Origin of the sequence: Actinopolyspora lacussalsi, from assembly GCA_030803735.1 — a bacterium.
In the GTDB taxonomy this organism is placed as follows: Bacteria; Actinomycetota; Actinomycetes; order Mycobacteriales; family Pseudonocardiaceae; genus Actinopolyspora; species Actinopolyspora lacussalsi.
Map to the genome: position 1 here is coordinate 4,177,330 of JAURUC010000001.1, position 15,867 is coordinate 4,193,196.

A 15,867-nucleotide genomic window follows, 5' to 3' on the forward strand; every position below is an offset into this window, starting at 1 on the left:
CTTAAGTCGTGGACAGTGACAGCACCGGGCGCGGCACGGAGGCGAGCGGGACCGAGCGCGACTCGTTGCTGCGGCTGCTGGGAGGTCGGGCCAGTGCGCTCGACGCGAGCCTGCCACCGGTGGCCTTCGGGCTGGGGTGGGTGCTCAGCGGTGAGTCCGTAGCCGCCGCCGGGATCTCCGCCGTCGTGGTGGGAGTCGTGATCGGTGTCTGGCGACTCCTGAGCGGTGCGCGTCCGCTGGCTGTGCTGTTCAGCCTGCTCGCCGTGCTGGTGGGGTCGATCATCGCGCTGCGCACCGGGCAGGCGGTCGATTTCTACCTCGTTCGGCTGGCTTCCAACGCGGCCAGCGGACTGGCCTGGATGATCAGTATCGCGGTGCGCTGGCCACTGCTCGGGCTGGTGGTGGGCACGCTGCTGGGGCAGCGCACGCGGTGGCGGCGCGATCCCGATCTGCTGCGTGCCTACAGCAGGGCCAGCTGGGTCTGGGTCGGACAGTACGTCACGCGGCTGGTGGTGTTCATTCCGCTCTGGATGATCAACGCCGTGGTGCCGTTGAGCATCGCCCAGGTGGTACTGACCTGGCCGTTGGTGGTGCTCTGCGTCGTGGCCAGCTGGTGGGTGCTGCGGCGTACGCTTCCGCCGGACCACCCCGGTATCCGGCACGCCCGCGGCCCGGAGGACGTGGTGCGTCGGAGCCCCGGTCGCTAGACCTCCGCTGGCTGGAACTCCGCCCGCTGGGACTCCGCTCGCTGGAACTCCGATGGTGCGGGGGCCGAGCCGAGACCGTTCCGCTCGCGCACGGACGGTGAAACCGCTCGCGGATCGCCACCCGGTCAGCGGTAATCGCCGGTCAGCGGGTTTCCGTTCCCAACAGCCTGTCGTGCAGCCACCGCGCGTGCTCGTCGTCGACCAGCGATTCGGCCGCCAACCACGCCGCTCCGGCGGCGCCGGAGCCCGCCTTGGCCAGCGGCGCGGCGCTCCGGGCGCGCAGTTCCCGTCGCACGGCCTCGTCGAGCGTTCCCTCGCCGGAGAGTAGGCTCCCGGCCAGCACGATCGGTGACTCCTCGGGCTCCTTCCGCACCGACAGCGCGTCGGCGGCTAGCAACCGCGCCCCCTTCGCCAGGATCTCCGCGGCTTTGCCGCCTCCTTCCGAGGCCGAGGCGGTGACCAGCGGCGCCAGCTCGGCCAACCGTGTCGGCGGGCCGTTGCCGAGCAGCGCGACGAGCCTGCGCACCAGCACCGGATCGGGATCGGCCGCCGTCGCCGTTCCCGGAAGCAGTTCACCGAGCACCGAAGCCACCAGCGGGTCGTGTCGCTCCTCGCCGTGGTCGAGCGCACGCAGTGTCGTGCTCACGGCCTCGCGCCCGAGCCAGAACGCCGATCCCTCGTCGCCGAGCAGCCAGCCGTAACCACCCATCGTGCGTTCCAGACGGTGCCGCTCGATCCGAGCCGTGATCGAACCCGTTCCCGCGATCAGCACGGTGCCGTCGGGCTCGGCGGTACCCGCCGCGAACGCGACCTCGCTGTCGCTGACGGTCCGCACCGCACAGCTCAGACCCAAGGTGCGCCAGGCCTGCTCGAACAGCCCGGAGACGACCGGGTCGGTGAGCTTGCTGATCCCGGCCATCCCCAGCACCGCCGCGCTCACGCGTTCCGGAACCGTGTCCGACAGCGCGGTCCGGGTGGCACGTGCGACCTGTTCGACGGCCCGCTCGGGGGGGTGGGTGTTGGGATTGCCGCCACCCGCGTGCCCGGTTCCGAGCGTTCGTCCGCTCGTGTCGGTGAGCAACGCACGACTGGAAGTGCCACCCACGTCGAGCCCGAGCAGCAGCGGACCGGCCGCGTCGTCGATATCGGTCAAGTCTGTTCCCCTCCGAACCCGGTGCTCCCCGCGCTGCGCTGATCGGAGTAGCCTGACGGTGCCCGTCTCACCCCCGCCCCCTCGGTGAGGCGGGCTTTTCGGTGTTCGGGGTGGTACCGCCGGGTGATCGACTCCGGTGCGGGTGCGCGAGGTCGTGTTGTGCGGCCACGAATCCGCGATGTGGTGATCCTGGCTCGGCGAGGTGGATTCCGCCACGTCCCGCTCCGGTGTGTCACCGGGTGCGGGTCACCTTGTTCAGCCCGCGTGGGCTGTCCGGGTCGGCTCCCCGCTCCAGTGCCAGCGCCAGGGCCAGCCGCTGCACCGGCAGCACCTCCAGCAGCGGCGCCAGTTCCTCGGGAGTCTCCGGCAGACCGATGCTGTGGGCGCAGGGCATGCCAGCCGCGGCCGAACCGATCGCGCAGATGTCGGCTCCCCGCTCGTGCACCGTGCTCAGCACCTCGTTCATGGCCGCCCCGCCCTTCCCGGCGCTGCACAGCGCCAGCACGGCGGTTTCGGAGTCCACGGCCGCGACCGGGCCGTGCAGCAGGTCCGCTCCGCTGTAGGCCCGTGCCGAGAGGTAGCTGGTCTCGGCGAGCTTGAGCGCCGCCTCGGCCGCTGTCGCCGAGGAGTAGCCCCGCCCGGTGGTCAGCATCCGGTCGGCGAAGCGGTAGCGCCTTACCGCCTCGTCCAGCTCGTCCGAGGGCTCCAGGGCGCGCCGGGCCAGCTCGGGCAGCTCGGCGACTCGTTCCGCCTTCCCGCCGCGTATCGCGTCGATCAGCAGGTACAGCGTGAGCAGCGTAGCGCTGTAGGTCTTCGTGGCGGCCACGGCCCGCTCGGTACCCGCGCGGATGTCCGCCGAGAGCTCGGCGGCGTGGTTCAGGGCGGAGTCCGGGTTGTTGGTCACCGCCACGGTGGTGGCGCCGTCGCGGCGCGCGGCCTGGGTGACTTCCAGCATGTCGGGGGAGCCGCCGCTCTGGCTGACCGAGATCAGCAGTACTTCGCTCAGATCGGGCCGGGCGTCGTAGAGCGTGGTGGTCGACGGGGAGACCAGTCCCGCGGGCAGCTGCAGCAGCACCTCGACCAGGTACTTGGCGTACAGCGCCGCGTGGTCGCTGGAGCCGCGTGCGGCCAGCAGCGCGAAGCGGGGTTTGCGTTCCGCTATACGCCGGGCGACCTCGGCCAGCTCGGGGCGGTTGCCGAGCAGGCCGTCGAACACCGCGGGCTGTTCGGCGATCTCGGCGCTCATGTACCTGCCGGGATGCTGAGTCCGCTCGTCGGCCCCGGCTCCGGGGTCCTCACTCATGTCGTGATCCGTTCGTGGTCGTGCGAGAATTTCGGTCTAGACCAATGCTACCGATAGCTCCGGCGGGCCGACAGCCCCGCTTGTCCACCGAACTCGCGGGCCGCACGACGGGTTGTGACCCCGGGCATATCGACAAGGGGGCGGCGGGATGCGATTCCTACTGTGCCGTGAAACTCCGGCATGCTGGAATCGGTAGTGCTGATCGCCCCGTTCGCAGGCGCGACGGTAGGAGGAAACATGCTCGAAGCGTCGGTGCCCGGCGGGGCCGACATGCCGACCAAGAACCAACGCGAGCCCAAGTACTGGGGGTTGAAGCAGCATCTGCTGGACATGCTTCGCTCCATGCCGGCTGGGTCCTCGATACCGACCGAGCGGGCGCTGGCCGCCGAGTTCGACGTCTCCCGAACCACGGTCCGGCAGGCGCTGGCCGAACTGACGGTGGAGGGCAGGCTGCTGCGCGTCCAGGGCAAGGGCACGTTCGCCGCGCAACCCAAGGTGGCCCAGCGATTGCAGCTGAGCAGCTATACCGAGGACATGCGTGCCCAGGGCAGGCAGCCCGATTCCCGGCTGTTGGAGATGAACGAGGAGCCCGCCGAGCGGGAGCTGGCCCATCTGCTCGGCATCGGTTCCGGCAGTCCGGTGCTGCGGATGCGCAGGCTGCGGTTGGCCGACGACGAGGCGATGGCCATCGAGACCACCCATCTGCCGCTGAGCCGCTTCAAGGGGCTGACCCAGCTCGTGGAAGCGGGGGCTTCGCTGTACCAGGTGCTGCGTGAGCGGTACGGCATCTCCTTCGCCAGCGCCGAGGAGACCATCGAGACCGCGCTGGCCAGCCCGGAGGAGGCGGAACTGCTCGGTGCCGACGTGGGGCTGCCGATGCTGTTGCTGTCCCGGCACTCCTTCCACCAGGACGGCACCCCGGTGGAGTGGGTGCGTTCGATCTACCGGGGAGACCGCTACAAGTTCGTCGCCAGCCTCAATCCGCCAAGGAACTGAGCAGCGCGGCGCGGTCGATGTTTCCGCCGCTGACCACCGCCACCGTGGGGGTCGTCCCCGACTCCCGCGTGCGGTGGCGGTGCGCGGCCGTGGTCACCGCCCCGCTGGGCTCCGCGACCAGTCGGCAGCTCTCGGCGAGGAATCCCACCGATTCGCGGATCTCGTCCTCGGAGACCGTGCGGATGTCGTCGACCAGCTCACGGATGTGGGCGAAGGTGAACTCGGAGGGCTGCGCGGTCAGTCCGTCGGCCAAAGTGCTGGTGCGCGCCGCCACCGACCAGTGGCGGCGCTCGCCCGCGTAAAAGCTCTCCCTGGTGTCCGCGGCCAGCTCCGGTTCCACCCCCACCAGCCGCACGCGGGCGCGGCAACCAGCCAGCCCGGCGGCGACCCCCGAGATCAAACCGCCGCCGCTGACCGGCACCAGCACCGTCACCTCGGACAGCCCGAGCGCGTCGATGTCCTCGGCGATCTCCAGCCCCACCGTCGCCTGACCCGCGAGCACGGTCGCGTCGTCGAACGGCGGGATCAGCCGTGCGCCGCGCCGCTCGGCGATCTCACCGGCACGCGACTCCCGTTCCGAGACCTCCACCGGCACGATCTCGGCACCCAGCGCACGCGCCGCGGCTACCTTCGCCGCCGGGGCAGTGTGCGGCACCACCACGGTCGCCGGTATCCCGAACACCTTCCCGGCGTGGGCCACGGCACGCGCGTGGTTCCCGCTGGAGTAGGCGACTATCCCCCTGGCGCGGGTGCGTTCGTCCAGCACGGCCGTGGCGTGCAGCGCACCCCTGATCTTGAAGGCGCCGGTCGGTTGCAGGCTCTCCGGTTTGAGCAGCAGCGGAGCGTTCCGGTCGGCGTCGGGTACCGGAAGCAGCGGTGTACGCACCGGGCCCTGGGGCCCCAGCTGTCCCAGGATCTCCCGCGCGGCACGCGCGTCCTCGTTCGTGACCAACGACATGCGGAAATCCTTGCCGATCCGGTGAGCCGTCCCGCGTCCGGGGTCGACCGCGGGGTGCCCCGGCCGCGCGGCATCGTGGTGCACCCATGCTTCCGGTTCCGGAGATCCTTCGGTGCTCGCGAGCACCGGTGTTACACCGAGTGGGAGTACTCACTAGCGGGGCTCTCCCGGGAGCAGCACGCCGAGATCGTCCGTTGGACGTGCGAGGCGACGACTGCGTGGGAGAGAGATGAGCCAACAGCGGGATCCGGACATCCAGGGGGAGGAGGAGTCCGACAAGGCCGAGCCCAAGCGCTCGACGAAACCGTTCGACAAGCTCGGTGTTTCGCCCGCCCAGGTGACCGGCACCGGGCTCGCCGCAGCCACGGCCGCGGTGCTCGGTGGTCAGCTCGGGATAGCCGGAACGGTTTCCGGTGCGGCGCTGACCAGTGTGGTGATCACGCTCGGCGGGGCGGTGTACCAGCGTTCGCTGGAATCGACCAGGGAGAAGGCGGCCAATGCCGCTTTGAAGCGAGCCGCCAGGCGCAGGGCGGTGCGAACGGGGAACGCGGCGGGGTGGGTGGATCCGCACGCGCCCACCGAGCCGATGCGACAACGACCGACCACGGGGACGGCGAACACGGGGAGCGGCAGTTCCGGAACGGGCACCGCGGGCGGTTCCCCGACGGTCGAGCGGCCCGACGCGGAAGTCACCAGACGGCTGGTGGCGCCGGACGTAACCAGGCGGATACGTCCCGCCGGGTACGGCGACTCGTCGGACGAACCGACAAGCGTCATCGCCGGCGCCGCTAGTGGCGCCGCCGCGAACGGGAGGAACGCGGCGAACGGGGAGACCAGCCCGAGCGGCGACGAATCCTCCGTCCGGCGTGGACGGCGTCGTTTCAACTGGCGCGTGGTGGCCCTGACCAGTGGACTCGCGTTCGTGCTGTGCATGGTGCTGATCACCGGTTACGAGAGCATCACCGGTGACTCGGTCTCCGGCGATTCCGGTGGGACCACCGTGGGGAACATGTTCCGGCAGGGCGATGCCGGTACGCGGTCCGATCCGTCCGACGGGCAGGAGCCGGTGCCCGCCTCCGAGTCGAGTTCGACCCCCGAACCCTCCGAATCCTCCGGCCCCTCCGAGCCCTCCGGTACGAGTACCGCACCGAGTGAGACCTCCGCTCCGGAGGAGTCCGGTGAGCAGCGGCCCGGCAGCACCACGGATTCGACGTCCCCCACCGAGTCCGAGACCCCGGAGACGTCGGAGACCGGCTCGGCCGAACCCACACCGAGCGCGCGCCTCCGACAGACTGGTCGTTCCTCGGCACCCGGCGAGTGATTGATCCGGTTGGTTCGTTTCGTCCGTTATTTCGATCACGCGAAGTGGCGGCGAAAACACACCGTGAGTTATTCCGCTGATACCTCTCCGATATCGCGGCGAGATCTGCTACGTTGCGCAGCAATGCTGGCGCGGTGATCACCCAACGCCGCTCACGCGATCGTGGAAATTTTCCCGCTTTCGAGGGAGGCCGTCAGTGAAGTTAGGGATCGCCTGCCGTCTCGTGGGGACCCTGTTGTTGGCAACGGCCACCGTCGCGACCGCGGCACCGGCCGCCTCGGCAGCCGACAACACGAACACCGCTGAACCGGACGGGGCCGCTTCGCTGCTCAAGGCGATGCAGCGCGACCTCGGTCTCAGCGCACGCGAGTCCCGGCTGCGGTTGTACCAGGAGACGATAGCCGAGCAGGTCCGCCACACGCTGCGGCGCACGCTGGGGAACTCCTACGGCGGCGCGCACTACGACGCCGCGAGCGGGCGGCTGGTGGTCGGCGTGACCGACCGCTCCCGGCTGGCCGACGCCCGCGCTGCCGGTGCACGGGCCGAGCTGGTCCAGTACAGCTCCCGGTACCTCGAAGGCATCGCCGAGCGGCTGGACGGATCGCTGCGCGGCGCCCCGGCCGCGGTGACCGGGCACTACGTGGACACCACGGACAACTCGGTGGTGCTCACCGCCGAACGGGGCAGCGCGCCGCGGGTGCGGGAGTTCCTCCGCTCCACCGGAGTGCCCACCGAGGCGGTACGAATCACCGAGACCCCGGGCGAGCCGCGACTCTACGCCGACGTGATCGGCGGCAACCCCTACTACACGGGCGGTGACACCCGCTGTTCGATCGGCTTCGCCGTCCGGGGTGGATTCCTCAGCGCGGGGCACTGCGCCGCCACCGGGGACGGCACCAGCAACCCGGCGGGGACGGTGGCGGGCTCCTCCTTCCCCGGTAACGACTTCTCCTTCGTCCGCAGCTCGGCACCCGGTAAACCGCTGGTCAACGACTACGGCGGTGGCACCGTCAACATCGCGGGCTCAACGGAGGCGCCGGTGGGAGCCTCGGTGTGCCGCTCCGGCTCCACGACCGGCTGGCACTGCGGCACCATCGTCGGCAAGCACCAGAGCGTGCGCTACCCCGAGGGGATCGTCGAAGGACTCACCCGTACCGACGTCTGCGCCGAGCCCGGCGACTCCGGTGGTTCGTTCGTCTCCGGGCGGCAGGCGCAGGGAATCACCTCCGGTGGTTGGGGCAACTGCACCTCCGGCGGGACCACCTTCTTCCAGCCGGTCAACGAGGCACTGGGCCACTACGGCGTCTCTCTCCTGACCGGCTGATTCCCGTGTGACCGCTCGGCTTGCTCGGCGGTGCGGGTGGCGGAACCTCCGGCACGGCTCTCGCCCAGCGGCGCGGCGATTTCGCGAGAAATCGACGCTGTTCTAGCCGCGTGGGTGGCCCGTGATTCGGCATGGGGAGTGCCGGAGAAGGACAACAGCACCACCGAGAAGGCAGGACGGAGCGGAGTTCCGGCGGGCACCGGCTCGGTGCCCGCCCCACGGACGGTGTTCGGTCCCGCCGACGTGCGAGCGGCGGGAACGACTCCGGGCGGCGGCCCTCGGCCCCCTCCCAGCGGGGGCCGCCGTCACCAGAGGGTGCACCGTCAATTTCTCGGGTGGGGTCAGGTGGTGAGTGCAAGGGTGAGTTGTTCGGTGGGGTTGTTCCAGTTGAGGGTTTTGCGGGGGCGGGATGTCAATTTCTCGCGAAATCGTCGGGCCGTGCCGTCGATCGCCGGAGCGTACGGCCACACGGGAAGTGGTGTCGTTCCGCTTCGGCTCGCGGTCACCCGATCCGGTCGTCCACCGTGCTTCGCGGCCGTACTGGGCTCACCAGCGGTCAGCCCACCAGGCGGGAGCGCAGCTGTGCCGCTGCCTCCCTGGGATTCTCCGCCTCGGTGATCGCGCGGACCACCACCACGCGCTCGGCGCCAGCCGCCATTACCTCGTCCAGGTTCTCCGGCCCGATGCCGCCGATCGCGAACCACGGCCTGCCGTGTCCGTGGTGCTCGGCGGCGTGGCTCACCAGGTCGATCCCCGCGGCCTCGCGGCCCGGCTTCGTGGGGGTGGTCCACACCGGGCCGGTGCAGAAGTAGTCCACCCCGCGCTCGGTGGCCGCCGAGTCGGCCTGCACCACGTCGTGCGTGGAACGACCGATGATCATCTGATCGCCGACGATGCCGCGGGCGGTGGCCACCGGTAGGTCGTCCTGCCCCAGGTGCAGCACGTCCGCGTCGACGGCCAGCGCGATGTCCGCGCGGTCGTTGACCGCCAGCAGCGCGTCGTGCCGGACGCAGGAGTCGGCCAGCACCCGCAACGCCGCCAGCTCCTCGCGGGCCTCCAGCGGAGCGCCGGACTCGTCCTTGTCACGCAGCTGGATGATGTCCACCCCGCCCGCCAGCGCCTCGTCCACGAACTCGGCGAGGTCACCGCGTTCCCGGCGCGCGTCGGTGCACAAGTACAGCCGCGCCTGAGCCAGCCGGGCGCGCATTCCGTAGCCGTCCATTCCGGGCATGCTTCCAGGGTAGGCCACGCGCCGGAGGGTGGCGCCAGTCACATCCCGCTGTGGCTCCGGTGGAAACATGTCGTCGACGTGACCAGTGGCTCGTCGAGCACCACCTGACGCGGACGGAGTTCATCACCTAAGCTGTGCGGTGGGTACCCGCGGGAGTCCGGCCGAACGGACTGAGAGGGGGCTGAAGCCCCGACCGCCGAACCTGATCCGGATCATGCCGGCGCAGGGAGCGAGCATTGACCGACGAACGACATCACGACATCGCCCTGGTCGGGGGCGGTGTGATCGGGCTGTCCTGCGCGTGGCGGTTGGCCACGCTGGGCTGCCGGGTGCGGCTGGTCGACCCGGAACCGGCGAGCGGTGCCTCGCACGTCGCGGGCGGGATGCTGGCGCCGCTGGCCGAGACCTGGTTCGGCGAGGAGGAGCTGCTCGAACTGGGAACGGCCTCGTTGCGACGCTGGCCGGACTTCGCCGCCGAACTGTCCCGCGCCGCCGACGCACCCTCCGGACTCGGTGAGCGGGGCACGCTCGTGGTGGGGGCCGACAGCGCCGACCGCGAGCAGCTGCACGAGATCGCCGAACACCTGGCCAAGCTGGGCCGGACGGTCACCAGGCACTCCGGCAGGGCACTGCGCAGGATGGAGCCCGCCCTGGCGCCCGCCGTGCACGGCGGGTTGGAAGTGCCGGGCGACCTCTCGGTCGACAACCGCACCACGCTCGCCGCGCTGCGCGAGGCCGCCCGGCGGGCCGGGGTGGAGTTCCACACCGAGTCGGCCCGCCGCGTCCGGCCCGGCGTGGTGGAACTCGCCGATTCCGAGCTGCGCTGCGACGCGGTGGTGATCGCGGCGGGCAGCGGCTCCGGGCAGCTGCACGACGGCCTGGCCGAGCTGGTCCGCCCCGTCAAGGGCGAGATCCTGCGGCTCAGTCGCAGGAGCACCGCGCTGCCGCCCCCGGCACACACCATCCGGGGACCGGTGCACGGCAGGCCGGTTTACTTGGTGCCGCGTCCGGACGGCCTGGTCGTGGGTGCCACGCAGTACGAGAACGGATTCGACACGCGGGTCACCGTGGGCGGGGTGCGTGACCTGATCGGCGACGCCGAGCGGCTGGTGGCCGGCCTCGGCGAGTACGAACTGGCCGAGGCCACGGCGGGGTTGCGTCCCGGCACGCCGGACAACCTGCCGCTGATCGGTTGGCTGGAACCCGGGGTGCTCGTCGCCACCGGGCACCACCGCAACGGATTCCTGCACGCGCCGATCACCGCCGAGGCGGTCACCGCGCTGCTGCGGGGCGGCGACGTGCCCGCCGAGACCGAACCCGCCGATCCGATGCGAAGTGGAGTTCGACGATGAACGTCACGATCAACGGAGAGCGCTACGAGTTCGAGCGGGGCGCGACCCTCGCCGACGCGCTGGAACGTTTCCGCAGCCCGTCCCGCGGGGTGGCGGTGGCGCTGGACGGCGCCGTGGTTCCCCGGGACCGCTGGCAGGAGACCGAACTCGGTACGGCCGCGACGGTGGAGATCGTCACCGCCGTGCAAGGAGGATGATCATGGACGATCCGCTGGTCATAGCCGGATACGAATTCGGTTCGCGGCTGATTACCGGAACCGGGGGTGCGGCCAGTCTGACCGCGCTGGAGCAGGCGCTGATCGCCTCCGGCACGGAGCTGACCACCGTGGCGATGCGTCGCGCCGACACCGGTGGGGGCACCGGGGTGTTCGACCTGCTGCGGCGGCTCGGCATAGCTCCGCTGCCCAACACCGCCGGTTGCCGCAGCGCTGCCGAGGCGGTGCTCACCGCGCAGCTGGCACGCGAGGCCCTGGGCACGAACTGGATCAAGCTGGAAGTCGTGATCGACGAGGACACGCTGCTGCCCGATCCGGTGGAGCTGACCGACGCAGCCGAGCAGCTGATCGACCAGGGCTTCGTGGTGCTCGCCTACACCAACGACGACCCCGCGCTCGCCACGCGGTTGGAACAGCTCGGCTGCGCGGCGGTGATGCCGCTGGGCTCGCCGATCGGGACGGGGCTGGGCATTCGCAACCCGCACAACATCGAGATGATCTGCTCCCGAGCTTCGGTGCCTATCGTGCTCGACGCCGGGATCGGCACCGCCTCCGACGCCGCGTTCGCCATGGAGTTGGGCTGTGACGCGGTGCTGCTGGCCTCGGCCGTCACCCGCGCGCACGATCCGGAACGCATGGCCGCCGCGATGCGTTCCGGTGTGGAGGCGGGGCGGCTGGCCGTGCAGGCGGGCCGGATCCCGCGCCGCTACTGGGCCGAGGCGTCCAGCCCCGGCAGGCCGATGGAGTGAGGAAGGGGGGAGTCTCCCGAATCCCACTCGGTTCACTCAGGCTTGGCCCGCGGCAGGCGGGCGGGGAGCTCGTCGAACGGCGAAACGCCCTCCGAACAACGCTCCGAGCACCAGACCGATGAGCGGCGTCAGTACGACTGCCACGGCCCAGAGCGGATGCGGCAACATGTCGGTGAGGCTCACCTTCAGTCCCAGCAGCTGTTCAAGAGGCCCACGTAGCAGCAGCGCGCCACTGAACCCGACCACGCTGCCGAGGACACCGGTGAGCAGTCCGGTTCGTATCACTTCGCCGAACAGGCGGTTGTGGACACTGGAACGGGTGTTGGACAGGCCGACGAGCACAGCGACGGCGAGTACGACGAGGACGAGGATACCGAGCTGACATCCGGGTTCGGCCGCTCCGAGCACACCCGGCAGGTTGCGCACCCGATCGGCAACCGGTGACGCGGAGAATCCCATCCGCTGTAGCCTTTCCGCCACAGCGGACACGTACTGTTCCTCAGCCACCGAGACCACCGCCGACGTCGCTCCCGTGGTGGATCGGTATCGCTCAGGGGGCATCCCCGCCTTGGCCGCTGCCAGCATGGCTGTCGTTTCCGGGGCGGCATAGGCGACATCGGGACCGTCCAACTGCCAGTCGGGGTCGTAGGTGGCCACCACCTCGAAAGTCGTTTGCTCGGGTGTTCCCGAGCGCTCGCCGGTTGCCCGCGTGTAGGCGGCGAGAAGCTCCTCTCCCACGTATCGGTTGAAATCGACCCCGGAGCCGCGTGAGGGGAGTACCAGCTGACCCGGTTCGAGTGGTTGCGGTATTTCACCTCGAACGATGGAGGGGCGTGCCGCGGGCCACCAGGAGTGCGTGGTGAGGTCGAAGGTGGGGGCGTCGGGATCGGAGTTTCCGGTGTAGATGGTCGATATGTGGTCGGGAACTATCTTGGCGACGTGCTCCAGCCCTCGCGCTTCGTCGAGGTTCTCGGTGTTGAGCTCACGAACGGAGTGACCGGTTTCGATCGAGGAGAGTTCGATCCGAGTCGATCCGCCGGAGCTGAGTACCTCACGCTCGATGGTCGAACGAGCTCCCGAGCTCACGCTCGCCGACGCGCCGGCCAGTACGGTCAATATCGCCAGCAGAACCAGCGCGCGCCGTGACGAGGAGTTCGACCGTTGCCGCTCCGGCCCTGCCCACCGCCACATCCGATTTCCCCCCTGTCCGAAGTGGTCATCCCGGAATCGTGAAAGATTTTGCCGCTTTCGATCCCATTTTCCGCCACGATCGGAGACCACCTCGGTGCATCGGGTGAGAAGCCAGGGGTCTTCTCCGCGACGCCGGACTCAACGGATCCGCAGCCGTTCCGGGCGCACGAACGAGATGGTGTAGCTCTTCCACGGGTCGTTGTAGCCGAACGTCTCGTCGATCGCGGCTCTGGCGTGCAGCGCGTTCTCCAGCAGGGAACCGGCAAGCAGCTCGGTTGCGGGTGCCTGCCCGGACGGGATGTCGGGTATCCGCGCCGTGGTGTTGCCGCCCAGCAGGTCGTCGACCGCGCTCAGCGCCGGTACCGCCAGCGCCCGTTCGGAGTCGGGTCGGAACGCCAGCGTCGCCAGGTCCTGCCGCAGCGCGTCCAGTGCCACCGCCGCGTCCCTGCTGCTGCGCTCGGCTTCCTCCTCAACCGTGTCGGAACCGTCCAGTTTGGCCGGCAGGCCGAGCAGGTCCTGGGTGCGGCGCAGCGCGAGCACGTGCGCGGCCCGCAGCGGTGCCTTCAGCTCGGCACCGCGCCCGACCGCGCGGACACTGCGCAGCAGTTCCGATACCGACCACACGGTGGCGCGCACCGTCCCCCGCACGTCCGGCACCAGGCTGCCCGGCAGCACCAGGTAGCTCACGAATCCCACGCTGAGCGCGACCGCGGCACCGATCGCGGTGTTGGCTGCGAAGCTGATCGTCGCGTTGACCAGCGAACGCTCGTCCAACTCCACGATCCGGGCGAGCACGGTGATGGCGATCAGCGCGCCCAGCAGCACGCGGTAGTCGTTGCGCAGCTGTTCCACCCGCAACAGCATCGCCGCTATGAACACGGGTATCAGCAGCGTCGCGTAGGGCACCAGCACGATCACCACGGCCAGCACTATCACCCCGAGCACCGCCCCGCCGGTGCGTTCCAGCGCACCGTTCATGCTGTCCCGCGCGGCCGGTTGCAGCACCACGTACAGGCTCAGCAGCAGCGTGGAGGCGGAGGGATCCCGCAGCAGCAGCACGATCACCATGCCCACCGTGACGGCCAGGGTGCAGCGCAGCGCGTGCTGGAACAGCGAGGACCGCAGCGACAGATGGGCCCGCATCGCCCCCACGGCCTGCTGCCGCCTGCCACCGCGTTCCGCCGGGGTGGCCGCCGCGTGGTCCCGTTGCAGCACCGCGCGGCGCACCCGGTCGAACCCCTCGTTGATGCCGCGCACCGCGTCCGGCACCTGCCGGTTGGCCGCACCTTCCAGCACCTCGGGACGTGTGCGGGCCAGACCGTTCAAACCGGTGCACACCCGCGAGCGAACGGCCACCGCCAGTTCGGCCGCGATCTCGTCGGCCCGCGTCGCGATGCGGTACAGCCATTCCCGCTGCTCGCCGTGCGACTGCTGCGCCTGCGCCAGCAGTACCTCGCGAGCGGCCCGGAACCGGGCGGCGCCGGCCAGCACCTGGCCCAGCCAGCCGACCCTGCCGTCGGCGCGCCAGGAGTCGGCCGCGCTCTCGACCACGCCCGGACCGGGGGTGGTCAGCGTGCGCGCCACGGTCGCCCGGATCGTCCTGCTCGGATCGGTCAGCCCCACCAGCACCCGCAGCAGCAGCGCCAGCAGCGCGCCGAGCACGGCGGCGGTGGCCAGCATCCAGGCCGGTTCTCCCGCGCCGATCCCGGTCGTGGTGGACAGCAGCGTCGCGGCGGCGAAGGTCTGCCCGAAGGTGCGGTAGCGCTCTCCCAGCGCGGGCAGCATGCCCGCGCCGAACACCACGGCGGCCACCAGCGCCCCCGCGAGCACCGGCGCGTTCGTCAGCAGCGGACCGACGGCCAGCACCACCGTGATGGCGGGCGCGAATCTCGCGAACATCCGCAGGTCGGCGCGCAGCGAGTGCCCGCCGGAGGAGATCAGGGTGAGCACCGCCGTCATTCCCGCGATGATCAGCGGTTCTCCGATGTCGGACAGTCGGCCGACGAGGGTCGCCGCCACCACGGCGAGCAGCACTGCCGTGGTGTACTGCCGCTGTCGTGGGTCTGGCGCGCCCGCTTCGGTGGACAGCTCTGCCCGTAGTCGTTTCAGCACCGGATTCGCCCCACGCTTCCCCTGGTGTGTGCTCGTACTGACGTATCGACGGCGATGCCGACGATCGGCTGTTACCAGGGCAGGGGTCCCCGAACCACTCTGCCGTGGTAATTCAGTCCCTCGTCGGATACGTCGACACACCCCACGATCAGGGTTACCGAGCAGCGAGCGAAATCACTCGTTAGTAGGGCTTTTCGGCGATTTCTCGCGAAATCGCCGCGCCCGGGATCGTCGGGGCCGGGTGGCGATCACTGGATCGAGCGACTGCTGATCCGCCAGAAGGTCGAGACCGGGCCGACGCCGTTGCCCAGCGGGTAGGCGTGCCGCACCGAGCGGCTGACGAACCGCTTGCCCAGCCGGACCGCGCGCTCCATCGGCGCGCCGCGCGCCAGCGCGGCGGTGATCGCGGACGCGAAGGCGTCACCCGCGCCGTGAGTGTGCACCGTGGAGTACCGGGGGCCGGGCAGGGTGACCGCCTCGTGCCCGTCGAACAGCAGGTCCACGCACTCCGGGTCCTCGGGCAGGTGCCCGCTCTTGATCAGCACGTACTCGGGGCCGAAGTCGTGCACCGCCTTGGCCGCGTCCCAGAGCTGGTCCCGGTCTCGCACCTCGATACCGGTCAGCAGCCGCACCTCGTCGAGGTTCGGTGTCACCAGGGTGGCCCGGGGGAACGCCTCGTCGCGCAGCGCCGCCAGCGCGTCGGCCCGCAGCAGCGGTTCGCCGTTGCGCGAGGCGGCCACCGGATCGAGCACCAGCGGGGTGCGGCCGTCCCGGCCGATGCCCTGCCGGTCGCAGGCCGCCAGCACCGCCTCGATGCACGCCGCCGAGGGCAGCACCCCGGTCTTGGCGGCGTGCACCCCGATGTCGGAGGCGACCGACTCGACCTGGGCCGCCACCGTCTCCGGCGGGATCTCGACCATGTCGGAGACTCCGAGCGTGTTCTGCACGGTCACCGCCGTCACCGCGGTCATGCCGTGCACGCCGCAGGAGAAGAAGGTGCGCAGGTCGGCGTGCATGCCCGCACTGCCTCCCGAGTCCGATCCCGCGATCGTCAGGGCCGTGGGCGGGGCCGTGTCGTTGGCGGGCCGGATTCCGGTGCCCGTGGGTGTGGAGTCCATCGAACTCATCGTAGAAGTTCCCGTGCTGTGAGTGGGCCGGGTGGATGGGTCGGCTCGGTTAGCGCACGGTGTATCCCAGCGGCACCCGCGTTGTGTAGCTGCGGATGAAGGAATCGGAGCGACTCGTCCGGCAATTT

General features: G+C 70.4%; 14 protein-coding genes and 1 riboswitch. Of the genes, 7 read left to right on the forward strand and 7 right to left on the reverse strand.

What is annotated here, in order from left to right:
• Positions 1-8 precede the first annotated feature (8 nt).
• Entirely contained in the window at positions 9-707 is a 699-nt protein-coding gene (locus tag J2S53_RS18575; protein WP_456242046.1) for a DUF3159 domain-containing protein, read from the forward strand.
• A gap of 142 nt (positions 708-849) precedes the next feature.
• Here the strand turns inward: J2S53_RS18575 and J2S53_RS18580 are convergent, their stop codons facing one another.
• Entirely contained in the window at positions 850-1,860 is a 1,011-nt protein-coding gene (locus J2S53_RS18580) for an N-acetylglucosamine kinase (RefSeq protein WP_456242047.1), read from the reverse strand.
• Positions 1,861-2,092: 232 nt separating this feature from the next.
• The gene (locus tag J2S53_RS18585; protein ID WP_456242048.1) at positions 2,093-3,163 is read right to left on the reverse strand and encodes an SIS domain-containing protein; all 1,071 of its coding nucleotides are present in this window, start codon (positions 3,161-3,163) and stop codon (positions 2,093-2,095) included.
• A 237-nt stretch (positions 3,164-3,400) separates the two neighbouring features.
• On the opposite strand from J2S53_RS18585, the gene J2S53_RS18590 reads away from it, so the two are divergent.
• A complete protein-coding gene (locus J2S53_RS18590) occupies positions 3,401-4,159 on the forward strand; it encodes a GntR family transcriptional regulator (RefSeq protein ID WP_456242049.1) in 759 nt (252 codons plus the stop codon).
• Here J2S53_RS18590 and J2S53_RS18595 read toward each other — a convergent pair.
• Complete coding sequence (locus J2S53_RS18595; protein ID WP_456242050.1) at positions 4,140-5,117, reverse strand: threonine ammonia-lyase; 978 nt, start codon at positions 5,115-5,117, stop codon at positions 4,140-4,142. The two genes, J2S53_RS18590 and J2S53_RS18595, sit on opposite strands and share 20 nt — an antisense overlap.
• A 229-nt stretch (positions 5,118-5,346) precedes the next feature.
• Here J2S53_RS18595 and J2S53_RS18600 point away from each other — a divergent pair, with 229 nt between their 5' ends.
• Together J2S53_RS18600 and J2S53_RS18605 are read left to right on the forward strand one after the other, a co-directional pair.
• Positions 5,347-6,438, forward strand: coding sequence for a hypothetical protein (locus J2S53_RS18600; protein WP_456242051.1), 1,092 nt, complete (start codon positions 5,347-5,349; stop codon positions 6,436-6,438).
• 196 nt (positions 6,439-6,634) lie between these two features.
• Positions 6,635-7,762, forward strand: a complete 1,128-nt coding sequence (locus tag J2S53_RS18605; RefSeq protein WP_456242052.1) for a S1 family peptidase — start codon at positions 6,635-6,637, stop codon at positions 7,760-7,762.
• A gap of 556 nt (positions 7,763-8,318) precedes the next feature.
• On the opposite strand, the gene thiE is transcribed toward J2S53_RS18605, so the two are convergent.
• Entirely contained in the window at positions 8,319-8,993 is a 675-nt protein-coding gene (thiE, locus tag J2S53_RS18610; RefSeq protein WP_456242053.1) for a thiamine phosphate synthase, read from the reverse strand.
• A gap of 139 nt (positions 8,994-9,132) precedes the next feature.
• Positions 9,133-9,239, forward strand: a riboswitch (TPP riboswitch).
• Here thiE and thiO point away from each other — a divergent pair.
• The 3 genes from thiO (at position 9,230) to thiG (ending at position 11,309) form a co-directional block, all read left to right on the forward strand.
• Positions 9,230-10,345 carry a glycine oxidase ThiO gene (gene thiO / locus J2S53_RS18615; protein WP_456242054.1) on the forward strand — a complete coding sequence of 372 codons (1,116 nt, stop codon included), beginning with the start codon at positions 9,230-9,232 and terminating at the stop codon, positions 10,343-10,345. Its footprint overlaps the riboswitch before it by 10 nt.
• Positions 10,342-10,542, forward strand: coding sequence for a sulfur carrier protein ThiS (gene thiS, locus J2S53_RS18620; RefSeq protein WP_456242055.1), 201 nt, complete (start codon positions 10,342-10,344; stop codon positions 10,540-10,542). Before thiO ends, thiS begins: the two co-directional genes overlap by 4 nt.
• A gap of 2 nt (positions 10,543-10,544) precedes the next feature.
• The gene (gene thiG, locus J2S53_RS18625) at positions 10,545-11,309 is read left to right on the forward strand and encodes a thiazole synthase (protein WP_456242056.1); all 765 of its coding nucleotides are present in this window, start codon (positions 10,545-10,547) and stop codon (positions 11,307-11,309) included.
• A 36-nt stretch (positions 11,310-11,345) separates the two neighbouring features.
• Here the strand turns inward: thiG and J2S53_RS18630 are convergent, their stop codons facing one another.
• From J2S53_RS18630 to thiD, 3 genes are all read right to left on the reverse strand, one after another.
• On the reverse strand, positions 11,346-12,500 hold the full coding sequence (locus J2S53_RS18630; protein ID WP_456242057.1) for an ABC transporter permease: 1,155 nt from the start codon (positions 12,498-12,500) through the stop codon (positions 11,346-11,348).
• Between the two features lie 138 nt (positions 12,501-12,638).
• Positions 12,639-14,612 (reverse strand): FUSC family protein, encoded by a 1,974-nt coding sequence (locus J2S53_RS18635; RefSeq protein WP_456242058.1) that lies wholly within the window; start codon positions 14,610-14,612, stop codon positions 12,639-12,641.
• A gap of 248 nt (positions 14,613-14,860) precedes the next feature.
• Positions 14,861-15,739 carry a bifunctional hydroxymethylpyrimidine kinase/phosphomethylpyrimidine kinase gene (gene thiD, locus J2S53_RS18640; protein ID WP_092974047.1) on the reverse strand — a complete coding sequence of 293 codons (879 nt, stop codon included), beginning with the start codon at positions 15,737-15,739 and terminating at the stop codon, positions 14,861-14,863.
• Positions 15,740-15,867: the final 128 nt, after the last annotated feature.